Source organism: Mycobacterium sp. NPDC051804, from assembly GCF_044452905.1.
In the GTDB taxonomy this organism is placed as follows: domain Bacteria; phylum Actinomycetota; class Actinomycetes; order Mycobacteriales; family Mycobacteriaceae; genus Mycobacterium.
Genome location: NZ_JBITCD010000002.1, coordinates 349,517 through 363,761, shown reverse-complemented (window position 1 = coordinate 363,761; position 14,245 = coordinate 349,517). Strand labels below are relative to the sequence as shown.

The following is a 14,245-nucleotide window of genomic DNA, read 5'->3' as shown; positions in this document are numbered from 1 at the left end:
GGCAATCCGCAGGCATCGCTGAATTGCAGCGTGGCAATCACAGGAGAAGTTGTTCAACATGGCTGTCAAAATCAAGCTGACTCGGCTTGGCAAGATCCGCAATCCCCAGTACCGCATCGCCGTCGCTGACGCGCGCACCCGCCGCGATGGCCGGTCGATCGAGGTCATCGGCCGGTACCACCCAAAGGAAGATCCGAGCCTCATCGAGATCGATTCGGAGCGGGCCCAGTACTGGCTCGGCGTCGGCGCCCAGCCCACCGAGCCCGTGCTGCAGCTGCTGAAAATCACCGGGGACTGGCAGAAGTTCAAGGGTCTCCCGGGCGCCGAGGGCACGCTGAAGGTCAAGGAGCCCAAGCCCAGCAAGCTCGACCTCTTCAACGCGGCGCTTGCCGAAGCGGACGGCGCGCCGTCGGGCGAGGCCACCCAGCTCAAGAAGAAGAAGGCACCGGCCAAGAAGGCTGCCGAGAAGGCTGAGACGGCTGACGAGGCCGCGCCGGCCGAAGCCGCCGCCGAGGGTGCCGAAGCCGCACCGGCCGAGGCCGCACCCGAGTCGTCCGAGAGCTGAGCGTCACCGTGAGCTCAGTCGTCGTCGACGCCGTCGAGCACCTGGTTCGCGGAATCGTGGACAACCCGGACGATGTCCGGGTGGACATGGTCACGAGCCGCCGCGGGCGCACCGTCGAGGTGCACGTTCATCCCGACGACCTCGGCAAGGTCATCGGTCGCGGCGGACGTACCGCGACCGCGCTGCGCACCCTGGTGGCGGGCATCGGAGGGCGCGGGATCCGCGTCGACGTGGTGGACACCGACCAGTAGGTCACGATGGACCTGGTTGTCGGGCGGGTCGTCAAGGCGCACGGGATCACCGGCGAGGTCGTCGTCGACGTCCGCACCGATGACCCCGAAACCCGCTTCGCGCGTGGTACCAGCCTGCGCGGTCGCGCCAAGGGCGGAGCCGAACGCCGCTTCACCGTCGACTCTTCGCGTCCGCACGGTGGGCGGCTGCTGGTCCGACTCGACGGGGTCGCCGACCGTGACGGCGCCGACGCCCTGCGCGGCACCTTGTTCCTCGTCGATTCGTCGGACCTGCCCCCCATCGAGGACCCCGATGAGTTCTACGACCATCAGCTGGAGGGGCTGCGGGTCCGCACGGCCGCAGGAGCCGACGTGGGCACCGTCGCGGAGGTGCTGCACACCGCGGCCGGTGAGCTGCTGTCAGTGCGAACCGGCGAGCGTGAGGTGCTCGTCCCGTTCGTCGGTGCGATCGTGACGTCGGTGTCGCTGGCCGATCAGGTGATCAAGATCGACCCGCCCGACGGCCTGCTGGATCTGGAATGACGATGGGTGCCGGTCTGAAAATCGATGTGGTGACCGTATTTCCGGCCTACCTCGAGCCGCTGCGGCAGTCGTTGCCGGGCAGGGCGATCGAGGCCGGAATCTTCACGGTGGCGGTCCACGATCTGCGTCGGTGGACTCACGATGTGCACCGCTCGGTAGACGATTCGCCCTATGGCGGCGGGCCGGGCATGGTGATGAAAGCCCCGGTCTGGGGTGAGGCGCTCGACGAAATATGTTCCGAAGAAACACTTCTGATCGTGCCGACGCCTGCGGGCAGACTGTTCACCCAGGCCGACGCGCACCGATGGACCACCGAAAGCCATCTGGTCTTCGCCTGCGGACGGTACGAAGGCATCGATCAGCGGGTCGCCGACGACGCTGCCCGTCGGATGCGCGTCGAAGAAGTGTCCATCGGTGACTACGTGCTGCCAGGCGGTGAGTCTGCGGCGTTGGTAATGATCGAAGCGGTGGCCCGACTGCTTCCCGACGTGCTCGGCAATCCCGCGTCCCATCAAGATGATTCGCATTCTGACGGGATCTTGGAGGGGCCGAGCTACACACGGCCTTCGAGCTGGCGGGGACTCGACGTGCCGGAGATTCTGTTGTCCGGGGACCACGCCAAAATCGAGGCGTGGCGGCGCGAACAGGGCCTTCAGCGCACGCGTGAGCGGCGCCCCGATCTGCTCGACTGATCGCCCCGCAAAGGGCGAACTAGATGCGGCCGCCGGGGAAGATCGTCTTGACGGCTCGGGTGACATGGTCGCGCGCGGCCGCCTCGCTGGTGGGATCCAGCGAGCCGATTGCCATCACGTAGCGTCGCCCAGGCCCGATGACACCCGTGGACACATGCAACTGGTTGGCGCCGCTCCAACAGCAGAACCATCCCTGTTTGACGGCGACAGGCTCGGCGTAAAGCCCATCGGGAATGCCGAAACGCTGCGGGTAACCGTCGATCCCGGTCGGGGTCGACTGCGCCAGATTGGCCATGATGACGTTGGCCTGCTCGGACGGTAGCCCTCCGCCGCCGCTCAGCAGCTTGTCGTAGTAACGAACCAGGTCGCCTGCCGTGCTCGTCGTGAGGTCCCATTTGCCGTTATACGGCTTCGTCGTGCTCGTCAGGCCGTACCGGGCTACGACGCGGTTGACGATGTCGCTGCCACCGCTGCGGTTCCAGAAGTTTTCGGCCGCGTCGTCGTCGGACGACCTGAGCATGACGTCGAGCGCACCGCGATCAGCGGGCGACAGCTTCGTCTCGCCTTTGGCTTCCTGCAGCAACAGGTCGTCGGCGATGAACAGCTTCACCACCGAAGCGATGGGGAACGGCGCATCGTCGCCGCCCGACACGATTTGGCCGGTATTGCGATCCAGGACCACGACGGAGATCTGGGCACCACCCTTGGCGGCGTCGGCCGTGGCCAGTCTGATGCGTTCACCCAGTCCGCCGAAGGCGGCGGCGGGCTCGTCGGGTGGGGCTTCGGGCAAGGGCGCCATTCTGCCCTGCGGTACGACGACGGTCAGTGCGGACTCCGGGGGAGTGCCATGCACAGTGGCCTCGCACCCGCACGCGGAGAGCGCCGCTACACCGGCGATCGCGAGTGACGTGACCAGCTTCGACGGCCCGCGTCGCATGACCCTCCCTCGGCTCATTCTGGGTTCGGATTCGGCCTCGTTGCACCGGCATAATGTGTGTCATTCAGCCTAACCGCCACCGACGGTGGGCGCGTGCTCAGTCGCCGGGCGCGTCCGGGGGCCGGTTCATCACCGGATTTCACTGGATGGGGCCTCATCTGGCACAATTGAGCAGTTGTCTGTGCCGGTCGGGGACCTTCAGCCTCTCCGACCGCTGCGAGATACACCCCGATACCCGAAAGACCGGCTCGGCGACGCGAACAATTTCGCGACAGCACGCCCGCAGCCGCCGACAGCAAGGATGTGTCACCGATGAACACGCTGGACTTCGTCGATCAGGCGTCGCTGCGCGACGACATCCCGGACTTCAGCCCCGGCGACACCGTGAACGTGCACGTGAAGGTCATCGAGGGCTCCAAGGAACGTATCCAGGTCTTCAAGGGCGTCGTCCTGCGCAGGCAGGGTGGCGGTATCCGCGAGACCTTCACCGTGCGCAAGGAAAGCTACGGCGTCGGTGTCGAGCGGACCTTCCCGGTGCATTCGCCCAACATCGACCACATCGACGTCGTTACCCGCGGTGACGTGCGCCGGGCCAAGCTTTACTACCTGCGCGAGCTCCGTGGCAAGAAGGCGAAGATCAAGGAAAAGCGCTGACTCGCGCATCCGGTCGACACGCCGGGTTCTGACAGGTGGCTGCCGATGATCGCGGCGATGAGCGCCGCGCTGGCTACCCTGATGCGGTGAGTGGATCCACCGATGAACCCACCGACCTGAAGTCCGAGGACACCGACTCTGCTTCCGATGTCGCCGCCGGGGCGGCTCCGCAAGACGACGACGAAGAACCCAAGAAGAAGCACGGCGCGCTGCGCGAATTCGCGATTCTGATCACGATCGCGCTGGTCCTCTACTACGTCATGCTGACGTTCGTCGCGCGCCCGTACCTCATTCCCTCGGAGTCGATGGAGCCGACGCTGCATGGATGCGCCGGCTGCACGGGCGACCGCATCATGGTCGACAAGCTGAGCTATCGGTTCGGATCGCCGGAACCGGGCGACGTCATCGTCTTCAAGGGCCCGCCGAACTGGAACGTCGGATACAAGTCGATTCGATCCGAGAACACCGCGGTGCGGTGGGTGCAGAACGCGTTGTCCTTCATCGGCTTCGTCCCGCCCGACGAGAACGACCTGGTGAAGCGCGTGATCGCGGTCGGCGGCCAGACCGTCGAGTGCCGGGCCAACACTGGGCTGACCGTCAATGGCAAGCGCCTCGACGAGCCCTATCTGGACTACACCACGATGAACGTCGAACCCACCAACGCGTACGCGGCGTGCCTTGGCAATGAGTTCGGGCCGGTGACGGTTCCGGAGAACAAGGTCTGGGTGATGGGCGACAACCGCACCCATTCCGCGGATTCGCGCTTCCACTGCACGAATACGCCCGAGGACGCGCAGCGCGGCCTGATTTGCACGGGTGACCCGGAGGCGGGCACCGTGCCGATTGCCAATGTGATTGGAAAAGCACAGTTCATTGCATGGCCACCGGGGCGATGGGGCGGCGTGGACAGCGTGAATCCGCAGACCGAGTAGGAGTTGCGCGATGAGCTGCTCGCGCGAAGAGCAGAGGGCCTGAATTGCCGGCGACATGGCCTCCACGGACGGTGATCCGGAAATCCGCTGGTCTGCGCACGTTGGAGTCGGCGCTGTACCGGGGTGGGATGGGACCGGTGGCGGGTGTGGACGAGGTGGGCCGCGGGGCCTGTGCGGGCCCGCTCGTCGTGGCAGCCTGCGTGCTCGGGCCGAACCGGCTCGAGAGCTTGGCGGCGCTCGACGACTCCAAGAAGCTCAACGCCAAAGAGCGCGAGCGGCTGTTTCCGCTGATCCGCAGGTATGCGCTGGCCTATCACGTGGTTTTCATCCCGTCGGCGGAGGTCGATCGCCGCGGCGTGCATGTGGCCAACATCGAGGGGATGCGGCGTGCTGTCGCGGGCCTGTCGGTGCGCCCGGGTTACGTGCTGTCGGACGGCTTCCGGGTGCCGGGTTTGCCCGCGCCCTCGCTTCCAGTGGTCGGCGGGGACGCCGCCGCGGCGTGCATTGCGGCGGCCAGTGTGCTGGCGAAGGTGAGCCGTGACAGGCTGATGGTCAAGATGGAGGCCGAGCATCCGGGCTACGGCTTCGCCGAGCACAAGGGGTACAGCACTCCTGCGCACAGCGCGGCACTTGCCGAGCTGGGCCCGTGCGCCGAGCATCGTTACTCGTTCATCAACGTGCGACGGCTCGTGACGGTTGAGAGTGAGATGGGCCCGGTGTTGGTACCCGACCTTGGACCCGACACAGAACTCGACACCGAGCCCGAGCAGCAGAGCCGATTCGGGTAGGGGAGGATTGGAGTCGCGATGAGTGTGCATGTGAAGGAACTGAGCTGATGAGTGCCGAAGATCTCGAAAAGTACGAAACCGAGATGGAGCTCTCGCTCTACCGCGAATACAAGGACATCGTCGGGCAGTTCAGCTACGTCGTGGAAACCGAGCGGCGCTTCTACCTCGCCAACAGTGTCGAGCTGGTGCCGCGCAACTCCGAAGGTGAGGTCTACTTCGAGCTGCGGCTCGGCGATGCCTGGGTGTGGGATATGTATCGTCCCGCCCGATTCGTCAAACAGGTCCGGGTCATCACCTTCAAGGACGTCAACATCGAAGAGGTGGAGAAGCCCGAGCTGCGGCTGCCGGAGTAGCGCCTAGCCCTGGGCGCTGAACGCGCCCGTCGGAATCGTGAGCGGCAGGTCGACGGAGCTCAGTAGACCCGGCTGCGCATCGACCACATAAGGCACGGAATTGACCACGCGCATCGCCGTGGCGACCATCGCTCCCGCCCCGGAGGTCATGCTTTCGATACCGGCCTTCTTACGATCACGAAGTGTCACGTCGTAGGCGCAGTCGATGTCCGGTGTGCCGGTGATGACCACGCGATAGCCGAGGGCATTGGGAAGTGTCGGCCAGTGCGGCGCGACGTCGGGGGCCAGCCTCGTGACGTGTTCGATGACGATCGCCTCGTGGCCGTCGACCACACCGATGGCCTGCATGCGCAACGCGCCGCAGGTGCCCGCCTCGACCGTTCCCATCGCGACTTCGAGCGTCCGCTCCGTCACGGCGCGATCGAACGTCGACCGCATCTCCTGAACCTCGACTCCGAGCGCGTCGGCGACCATCCGGATCTGCCCCTGCCATTCGCCTTCGATCGCGCCGGGCATGGCGATCCACGGCTCGTAATTCAGTGGTCGGCCGAATCCCATTGCGTCACTCATGATGTCGGGCACGCCGTAGTCGTCGTATAGGCCGATTTCGTAGCAGTGAATCTTCTCGATCTGCGACGACTGGGTGGCCAGCACCAGCGGAAGGTAGTCGGCGGCGAATCCGGGTTCGATGCCCGACGCGTACAGCGACACCTGGCCCGCCTTCGCTGCTGTCACGAGCTGGTCGCGCCACTCGGCGGGTTCATAGGCATGAGGGTTGACCAGTCGGGTAGTGCTCGTCGTGACCACGTTGATTCCCGCGCTGAGCAACTTCACGTAGTCGGGTATCGCCAATGCATCGCGTTCTGGCCCACTGGCCGCGTAGATGATGCAGTCGGGTTTGAGGGCGATCAGCGCATCCGCGTCGGTAGTGACCGCCAGCCCAATCGGCTCACCGTTGGCGAGTTCGCCCGCGTCCATTCCGTCTTTCTCGGGGGAGTGCACCCACACCCCGACGAGGTCGAGATTCGGTCGCTGGTTGATGGCGCGGATCGCGATCGAACCGATCCCACCCGTCGACCACACGACGACACGGTGCCTGCCTTCGGTCATCTTTCCTCCTCGTGGAGAGTTGCGGACGATCAATTAGAATAGTAATCACTATTACACCGGAACGGAACAAAATTTAGGTTAGAGTCAGACGACGTGATTACCCCGGCCTGGATGCGGCGCTGAATGTTCACCCTGCGGTTCGACATGCGCGCGCCCGCGAGCGGCGCGCCGGTGACCGATCTCTACGGGGCGGCCATCGACATGTGCGCGTGGGCGGAGACACGCGGCGCGCTGATGGCGGTGCTGTCCGAACATCACGGCACCGACGACGGTCATCTGCCGGTCCCACACCTCCTCGCCTCCGCGATCGCGGCGCGCACGAAGCATCTCGCGATCTTGCTGGCCGCCGTGCCGATCACGTTCTGGGATCCGGTCCGGCTGGCTGAGGAGATCAGTGTGCTGGACATCATCAGTAAGGGACGGGTGTCTTACGCATTCGGAATCGGTCACCGGACAGAGGAATACGAGCACTTCGGGGTCGACGTAAAGAGGCGTGGCAAGCGAGCCGACGAGTCTCTCGAACTGCTGCGACGACTGCTCGCGGGTGAAGCTGTCGACCACGACGGCAGACGCATCCACGTCACCCCGTGTCCCGCGACCGCCGGTGGGCCGTACATGCTCGTCGCGGGAGGCAGCAAGGCGGCGGCGCGGCGCGCGGCGAAGTATGGACTCGGCTTCATCTCGCAGACCGCATCGCCGGCACTCAAGGACTTCTACGAAGCGGAATGCCGCGCCAACGGCCATGAGCCGGGTGTGATCCAGTTTCCCGCTCCGGATACGCCGACGGCGGTGTTCGTCGCCGAAGACGTCGAGGCCGCCTGGGACGAGCTCGGGCCGCACCTCCTGCACGATGCGAAGATGGCCGCGTCCTACCGGCACGGTGACGACTCGGTGGCCAGCATCTCACGGGCCGAAACCGTTGCGGGACTGCGCGAGACACCAGGGCCGTATCAAATCTTCACCATCAACGAGGCCGCCGCCTACATCCGCCGCGGCAAACCGCTGCCGCTGCCTCCATTGTGCGGCGGCGTCCCGCCCGACATTGCGTGGCCGTATCTGGAGCGCGCCGTGATGGCGTCCGAGCGTGCGTGACCATTAGGAGGAGCCGTGACATTGAGAACCGTAGTCTGGTCGACAGGTGGCGTCGGATCCATTGCGATAGACGCGATTCAGGGCAGACCGGACCTCGAGCTCGTCGGCGTCTGGGTGCACTCTCCGGAGAAGGTCGGTAAGGACGCGGGGATACTCGTCGGCTCCGACCCGATCGGGGTGACAGCGACCAGCGATGCCGACGCGCTGATCGCACTGCGACCCGACTGCGTGGTGTATGCCGCCAGCGGACCTGACCGTGACGCGGGCGCAGTGCCGGACTACCTGAAACTGCTCGACGCCGGTATCAACGTCGTCTCGACGTCGTCGACAAGCCTGGTATATCCGCCCGCCTACTACTCACCGCAGTGGCGTGAAGAGATGGAAACCGCGGCCAAGTCGGGCGATGCCTCGTTCTACGCATCCGGCATCTTCCCCGGGTTCGGCTCGGACCAGCTGGCACTGCTGCTGGCCACACAGTCGAAGAAGATCACATGCCTCAAGGTCACCGAGGTTGCGCTCAACGACCACTACCCGGTTGCCGACGTGATGATGAACGGCATGGGCTTCGGCCACCCGCTCGACTTCGAACCTCTGCTGAAGACACCGGGTTTCATCGAAATGGCTTGGCGGGCACCGATCCACCTGATGGCCGCAGGGCTGGGCGTCGAGGTCGACGAAGTCCGAGGGACTCTTGACCGCAGACTCACCAACAGAGACATCGAGGTCGCGTTCGGCACGATCAAGGCAGGGACTTGTGGTGCGGTGAGCACCAGGGCGGCCGGAGTGGTCAACGGTAGGGAAGCGATCGTTGTCGAGCACATCATCCGGATGGCGCGCGACGTCGCACCGGATTGGCTCGCATCGGAGTTCGACGCGACCTACCGCGTAGACATCGAGGGCGATCCGGACATCCACTGTGCGATGAACGTCGGCGCCGCGGAGGGCCATGCAGCGGGACACGCGGCGATGTCCGCAACCGCGATGCGGGTCGTCAACGCCATTCCCTATGTGGTGCAAGCCCGGCAGGATTGCTGAGCTCGCTCGACCTGCCGAACACGTTGCCGCGTCACGCATTCGATTGACCAACCGGGTTTCAACGACCTGATGACCGACCAAAGGAGCAGCCGATGACTGACGTGCACACCACCGATCTGTACTACGACCCGTTCGACTTCGCGATCGACGACAACCCCTATCCGATCTGGCGGCGGATGCGCGACGAGGCTCCGCTCTACTGGAACGAGAAGTACGACTTCTACGCGCTGAGCCGCTACGAGGACGTCGCGCGTGAACTGCACAACTGGGACACCTACCGGTCGGGCAAGGGTACGACGATGGACATCATCATGAGCGGCGTCGAGGTGCCGCCCGGCGTGATCCTGTTCGAGGACCCGCCGCTGCACGACCTTCATCGGCGGGTGCTGTCAAGGGTTTTCACGCCGCGCCGGATGGAGGCTATCGAACCCCTCACCCGTCAGTACTGCGTCCGTGCGCTCGATGAGCTGGCCGGCGCCTCGCGCTTCGACCTCATCACCGACTTCGGCGCGCTCATCCCGATGCGCACCATCGGATACCTGCTGGGCATACCCGAGGAGGGTCAGCAGCAGATCCGGGACAACACCGACGCGTCGATAGGCCTGAAGGACGGCAGCTTCCGCAACGTGTCGAGCGCCACCTTCGAGAATGCGTATCAACTGTTCGCCGACTACATCGAGTGGCGGGCCGAGCATCCGTCCGACGACGTGATGACGCAACTGCTCAACGCAGAAGTCGAAGAGGACGGGGAGCTTCGACCGCTGACGCGTATCGAGGTGCTGACCTACACGAGCATGATCGCCGGGGCGGGCAACGAAACGACGACCCGGCTGATCGGCTTCATCGGCCAACTCCTCGCCCAACATCCCGCGCAACGGCGCGAACTCGCCCAGGATTTCTCGCTGATCCCCCGGGCGATCGAGGAGGTGCTGCGCTACGAGTCGCCGTCACCGGTCCAGGCCCGTTCTGTCGCGCGGGCCACCGAAGTTCACGGACAGACGATCGCGGAGGGCTCGATCATGTTGCTGCTCAACGGTTCAGCCAATCGAGATGAGCGGCAGTATCCCGAGGGCGAGAGTTTCGACATCCACCGCACGGGATCCCATCTCTCGTTCGGTCAGGGATTGCACTTCTGCCTCGGATCGTCACTGGCACGAATGCAGGCGAGGGTCGCGCTCGAGGAGATGCTGACCCGCTGGCCCGAGTGGGACGTCGACCTCGACAACGCAGAGATGGCGCACACCTCCAGCGTCCGCGGCTGGGGCAAGCTGCCCATCGTGACGGCTTGAGAAAGGATTAGTCATGTCATACGAGAGCAACGCAGAGCCGATCAAAATCGGTTACCTGATGGACTTCAAGCTGTCCGATGACTTTCCGCAGCACTACCGCGACGACCTGACGATCCCATTCGACATGGTTTTCTCCGACGCGATGGCCAAGGGGATCATCGACCGGCCCGTGGAGATTGTCTACCGCGAGGTCGAGGGGCTGCCCAAGGGCACCGTGAAGGCGGTCATCGACGCCTACTCCGAACTTGTCGACGAGGGCTGTCTGGCGATCTTCGGCCCGCACATCGGTGACAACGCCGTGGCGATCAAGGAGGCGTTGAACGAGCGATTCAGGGTGCCCGCGATCAGCGTGACCGGATCGGATGAGGCGCTGGGCGAGTGGTTCTTCGCTTTCCCGATGGGATCGCACTTCGACGAGCCGATCTTCTGGACCGATCTGCTGGTCAAGGGTGGCCACACCGACGTCGGGGTGCTCATGGAGCAGTCGCTGGTGGGGGAGGCCTACATCGCGAACTTCCGAAAGGCATGCCAGCAGCGCGGTATCAGGATCGTCGCAGAGGCCACTATCGCGCAGACCGCCCAGAACGTCAGCCAGGCAGTGCGCACGCTGTATGACGCAAAGGCACAGGCGATCGTGCACGCGGGTTTCGGTTTCGGAATCGTGTTGGTCAATCCCGCACTGGCAGAGCTGGACTGGGATCCACCCCGGTTCGCGGGGACCGCGTTCGAAAACGCATGGATCAATCCGGTGATGTGGAACGCGTTCATGGGCTGGACCGGTCTCGACCAGTACGACGAGGGCAACCAGGTAGGGCAGCGCTTCCTCGACGAGTTCAAGGAGCGAACCGGCCGACGTCCGGAGTGGTGCGTGCCGGTGGTGAATCGTGATGTCGCCGTGGCGATTCTCCATGCCGTTGTCGATGCGCATCCACTGAGCCCGCGTGGAGTGAAGGAAGCGCTGGAGCGGGTCAAGTCTGTACCGGCTGCCTCTGGCGCACCCGGCACCAGGATTTCGTTCGGCAACTGGACGCGGAGGGGCTGGATGGGCTCCGGTTACCTGGTGGCCAGGGAGTTGGAGGCCGACGGTGTCAACTCCCGCCTCGTCGCCCGGTTCGGCGAGGAGTAGCCAGTGACGCAACCGCGGAGCGTCGTCATCACGGGGGCCTCACGCGGACTCGGGTTGGCATCCGCGGCATACCTGTATCGACGGGGGTGGAAGGTCGTCGCGGCCATGCGGTCGGTGGACGCGGGTCTGGATGCCCTTCGCCGCGAGACGGGTGCGGCCCCAGGCGATGACCGCCTTATCGGTGTCCGCCTGGACCTGACCGACCCGGCGTCGATCGAGGACGCTTCCGCGGCGATCGTCGCCGCGGTGGGTGCGCCGTACGCGTTGGTGCACAATGCCGGAATATCGGCCGCCGGCATGGTCGAGGAGACGCCGATCGACCTGTGGGAGCGGATGTTCGCCACCAACATCTTCGGGCCGGTGGCGCTGACGCGGGCGCTGCTGCCGGCGATGCGCGAAGCGGGGCGGGGCCGAATCATACTGGTGTCGAGCGAAAGTGGGGTCCGCGGTATGCCGGCCACCGCGCCCTATTCGGCGGTCAAGGGGGCGCTCGAACGATGGGGCGAGTCGATGGCCGGCGAGGTGTCGCCGTTCGGTATCGGTGTGACGATCCTGGTGGCGGGAACGTACGACACCGAGATCATCACCGATGCGGGCACCACGGACTCCCGCGACCTCGCGGGTCCGTACGCGCGCCACCACCGGACGATGGACAAGCGGGGGCGGAAGGCGATGCAGGTGGCCGCCCGTTCTCCGGAGAAGTTCGCCGCCGGTCTGGCCAAGGCCCTCGACAGCCGAGCTCCGTTCGTGCACCGACCGGTCGGACCCGACGCGCGAATGTTGTTGCTGGCGAACAAGGTCATGCCGTCGGTGGCCATGCACCACATGATTCGCGTGATGATGGGCATCCCGCGCTTCGGCGCCCTAAGGAACGAACGGTCAGACTGACTGACGCACGCTGATGCCCCGCAAGGTGGTGTCACGGGCCAGGATCAACGCGTTGCGTGTGCCGATCTGCTGCAGGATGTTCTCCGGAATCCACTGCTCGCCGATGATGCACCGGGCCAGCAGATCCGCAGCTGGACTCTCTTTGCGAATCTCGCCGGCGCGAATGCCTTCGGAGAGCAGCGCTTTCATCTGCCGGATCCGCGTCGTAAAAGACCATGCGGGATTGGCGGTATCCGGCGGGGTGTGGCGCAGCCAGGCCAGCTGGATCCGGAACTCGTCCGGGAACTGGTCGAGTGCGTTGATGTTCAGCCAGCTCAACGCGTCGAGCTTCTCGAGGGTGGTCGAATCGGTTTTCACGATGTCGGTCCACGCGCCGCCGACCTTGTGCCCGAACTCCAGCATGATCGACATCAGCAGTTCGTCTTTCGAGCCGATGACGCGGTACACGGTGCCGGTGCCCAGTCCCGCGGCGGACGCGATGTCGCGAATCGTCGTCATCTCGTATCCGCGGCGGCCGAACTCCGAGCGGGCGACGGCGCGTACATGCGCCGCCTTGAGGTCGCTGTCGTCCTCGGTGTCGACCCAACTCTGGATCACGGCTTCCGCGGCTGCGAAGGCATTCGACTTGTCCAGGTCGGCATCGGAGGGAACGTCCATCGCCAGACCTTCGAGCGCGATGTGGCTCTTCATCGTCGCCAGTTCGTCGGTGGACGCCTTGTGCCGGATGACGTCGAGACCGACGTGCAGCATGCTCTGGCACACCCGGTCGGCCAGCGTCGGGAGGTCCAGGTCGGATCGGATGTATCCGCTCCAGCGGCCGGCGCGAAGCGCCTGCAACATCGCGGTCTGGATGGTCGAGGGCGGACGCCGGGTCAATTCCATCAGCTCGGGGTCCGAGCTCGGCCCCTCGTAGAACGACATCTGCAGGGCGGCCCGGTGTTCGACCGCACATCGGGCGATCTCACGGCCGAGTTCGGTGATCTGCTCGGCGACGGGTCGGGGATCGGGCTCGTCGAGACGCTTCAGCGCCACCTCGCCGACGCGGTCCAGGTCGGCGTGATACCGCCTGATCAGCTCGACGAGGATCGCTTCCTTCGAGTCGAAATGGTGGTAGAGGCTGCCGGCGAGAATGCCCGCGGCATCGGCGATCTGCTGCAGCGAGGTACGAAGACCCGTCGTCGCGATGACTTCATTCGCTGTCTTGAGTATCTCGGTGCGCCGCGTCGCGTCAACCGCGGGTTCATTGCTGACGGCCGTGAGCTTCGTGGCGCGCTGACCTCGCTTACCCGCGGACCTGGTACCCCTCGGATTTCGCCCAACGGCGTCGGCGTCGGCCATCGCTAACTGCGCACCCTTCTCGGCTCCATCGGCATCCACAACTGCAAGCAGATCCTACCGATCACCGTCCGAACTGCGGGGACGCCGCAATCGGGGGTTGCGCTCACGACGCTGCGTCCGTACGCGACGCGATCAGCGGGCGGTCATACGAGGGGTCGGTCGTATCGTGCGCGGCGACTTTCATGGAGTCGGCCATCATCGCGATCACCTCGTCGGTGATGAACGAGGTCGACTCGGCGTTCCACTCGACGACACACACCCGGTCGACGATGGCCCAGCGGCCGTCACGTCGCTCCAGTCGGTCCACGTAGCGGCCGCCGGACAGGGTCAGATGGTTGGCGGGTTCACGGTCGGTGCCGACGAAGAAGTAGTAGGTCTCGGCGTGCGCCTCGTCACCGTCGATGTCCGCGGTGTGGTTGAGCAGATAGTGCTGATAACGCGTCTGGGTGGAGTGATAGGCGAAGGCCCAGTCGATGAAACCGTCGACCTCGCCGATGAATCCGACGTGGTCGTCGACCGCGCCGTCGTGATAGGCCGAGCGGAGCACGTCTCGATCCCGCCGGTCCATGCCCCGCGCGTACCGCATGATGCACTGGCGGATCTCTTCGCGATCCTCCAGGCGGGCAAGTCTTTCGAGTAAATCGTCGTCTCCGGTCATTCACCTTCCCATCCG

16 protein-coding genes and 1 pseudogene are annotated in these 14,245 nt (G+C 65.1%); 13 read left to right on the top strand and 4 right to left on the bottom strand.

What is annotated here, in order from left to right:
* Window positions 1-58: 58 nt before the first annotated feature.
* The 4 genes from rpsP to trmD are packed head-to-tail and all read left to right on the top strand — an operon-like array spanning window position 59 to window position 2,030.
* The gene (gene rpsP / locus ACIA48_RS07490; RefSeq protein ID WP_396729265.1) at window positions 59-565 is read left to right on the top strand and encodes a 30S ribosomal protein S16; all 507 of its coding nucleotides are present in this window, start codon (window positions 59-61) and stop codon (window positions 563-565) included.
* Window positions 566-573: 8 nt separating this feature from the next.
* The gene (locus ACIA48_RS07485; protein WP_003881089.1) at window positions 574-816 is read left to right on the top strand and encodes an RNA-binding protein; all 243 of its coding nucleotides are present in this window, start codon (window positions 574-576) and stop codon (window positions 814-816) included.
* A gap of 6 nt (window positions 817-822) precedes the next feature.
* Window positions 823-1,338: a ribosome maturation factor RimM gene (gene rimM, locus ACIA48_RS07480; protein ID WP_396729259.1), complete on the top strand. Its 516-nt coding sequence runs from the start codon at window positions 823-825 to the stop codon at window positions 1,336-1,338.
* 14 nt (window positions 1,339-1,352) lie between these two features.
* Window positions 1,353-2,030: a tRNA (guanosine(37)-N1)-methyltransferase TrmD gene (gene trmD, locus ACIA48_RS07475; RefSeq protein ID WP_396730683.1), complete on the top strand. Its 678-nt coding sequence runs from the start codon at window positions 1,353-1,355 to the stop codon at window positions 2,028-2,030.
* A gap of 19 nt (window positions 2,031-2,049) precedes the next feature.
* Here the strand turns inward: trmD and ACIA48_RS07470 are convergent, their stop codons facing one another.
* Window positions 2,050-2,967, bottom strand: a complete 918-nt coding sequence (locus ACIA48_RS07470; protein ID WP_396729256.1) for a hypothetical protein — start codon at window positions 2,965-2,967, stop codon at window positions 2,050-2,052.
* Window positions 2,968-3,279: 312 nt separating this feature from the next.
* Here ACIA48_RS07470 and rplS point away from each other — a divergent pair, with 312 nt between their 5' ends.
* The 4 genes from rplS (at window position 3,280) to ACIA48_RS07450 (ending at window position 5,694) form a co-directional block, all read left to right on the top strand.
* Window positions 3,280-3,621 carry a 50S ribosomal protein L19 gene (gene rplS / locus ACIA48_RS07465; RefSeq protein ID WP_006242158.1) on the top strand — a complete coding sequence of 114 codons (342 nt, stop codon included), beginning with the start codon at window positions 3,280-3,282 and terminating at the stop codon, window positions 3,619-3,621.
* Window positions 3,622-3,707: 86 nt separating this feature from the next.
* Complete coding sequence (gene lepB, locus ACIA48_RS07460) at window positions 3,708-4,553, top strand: signal peptidase I (RefSeq protein ID WP_396729253.1); 846 nt, start codon at window positions 3,708-3,710, stop codon at window positions 4,551-4,553.
* A gap of 44 nt (window positions 4,554-4,597) precedes the next feature.
* Window positions 4,598-5,341: a ribonuclease HII gene (locus ACIA48_RS07455; protein WP_396729251.1), complete on the top strand. Its 744-nt coding sequence runs from the start codon at window positions 4,598-4,600 to the stop codon at window positions 5,339-5,341.
* Between the two features lie 47 nt (window positions 5,342-5,388).
* Complete coding sequence (locus ACIA48_RS07450) at window positions 5,389-5,694, top strand: DUF2469 domain-containing protein (RefSeq protein WP_006242155.1); 306 nt, start codon at window positions 5,389-5,391, stop codon at window positions 5,692-5,694.
* Between the two features lie 3 nt (window positions 5,695-5,697).
* Here the strand turns inward: ACIA48_RS07450 and ACIA48_RS07445 are convergent, their stop codons facing one another.
* A complete protein-coding gene (locus tag ACIA48_RS07445) occupies window positions 5,698-6,804 on the bottom strand; it encodes a dihydrodipicolinate reductase (RefSeq protein ID WP_396729247.1) in 1,107 nt (368 codons plus the stop codon).
* Window positions 6,805-6,927: 123 nt separating this feature from the next.
* Between ACIA48_RS07445 and ACIA48_RS07440 the strand changes: the two genes are divergently transcribed.
* The 5 genes and pseudogenes from ACIA48_RS07440 (at window position 6,928) to ACIA48_RS07420 (ending at window position 12,234) form a co-directional block, all read left to right on the top strand.
* Entirely contained in the window at window positions 6,928-7,896 is a 969-nt protein-coding gene (locus ACIA48_RS07440) for an LLM class flavin-dependent oxidoreductase (RefSeq protein WP_396729244.1), read from the top strand.
* Between the two features lie 21 nt (window positions 7,897-7,917).
* Window positions 7,918-8,978 (top strand): annotated as a pseudogene (locus ACIA48_RS07435) (dihydrodipicolinate reductase).
* A gap of 45 nt (window positions 8,979-9,023) precedes the next feature.
* Window positions 9,024-10,220, top strand: coding sequence for a cytochrome P450 (locus ACIA48_RS07430; protein WP_396729241.1), 1,197 nt, complete (start codon window positions 9,024-9,026; stop codon window positions 10,218-10,220).
* Between the two features lie 13 nt (window positions 10,221-10,233).
* Window positions 10,234-11,346, top strand: coding sequence for an ABC transporter substrate-binding protein (locus ACIA48_RS07425; protein WP_396729239.1), 1,113 nt, complete (start codon window positions 10,234-10,236; stop codon window positions 11,344-11,346).
* Between the two features lie 3 nt (window positions 11,347-11,349).
* Window positions 11,350-12,234: an SDR family oxidoreductase gene (locus ACIA48_RS07420; protein ID WP_396729237.1), complete on the top strand. Its 885-nt coding sequence runs from the start codon at window positions 11,350-11,352 to the stop codon at window positions 12,232-12,234.
* Here the strand turns inward: ACIA48_RS07420 and ACIA48_RS07415 are convergent.
* Window positions 12,226-13,572 (bottom strand): TetR/AcrR family transcriptional regulator, encoded by a 1,347-nt coding sequence (locus tag ACIA48_RS07415; RefSeq protein ID WP_396730681.1) that lies wholly within the window; start codon window positions 13,570-13,572, stop codon window positions 12,226-12,228. The two genes, ACIA48_RS07420 and ACIA48_RS07415, sit on opposite strands and share 9 nt — an antisense overlap.
* A 103-nt stretch (window positions 13,573-13,675) precedes the next feature.
* Window positions 13,676-14,230 (bottom strand): nuclear transport factor 2 family protein, encoded by a 555-nt coding sequence (locus ACIA48_RS07410; RefSeq protein WP_396729234.1) that lies wholly within the window; start codon window positions 14,228-14,230, stop codon window positions 13,676-13,678.
* Window positions 14,231-14,245 lie beyond the last annotated feature (15 nt).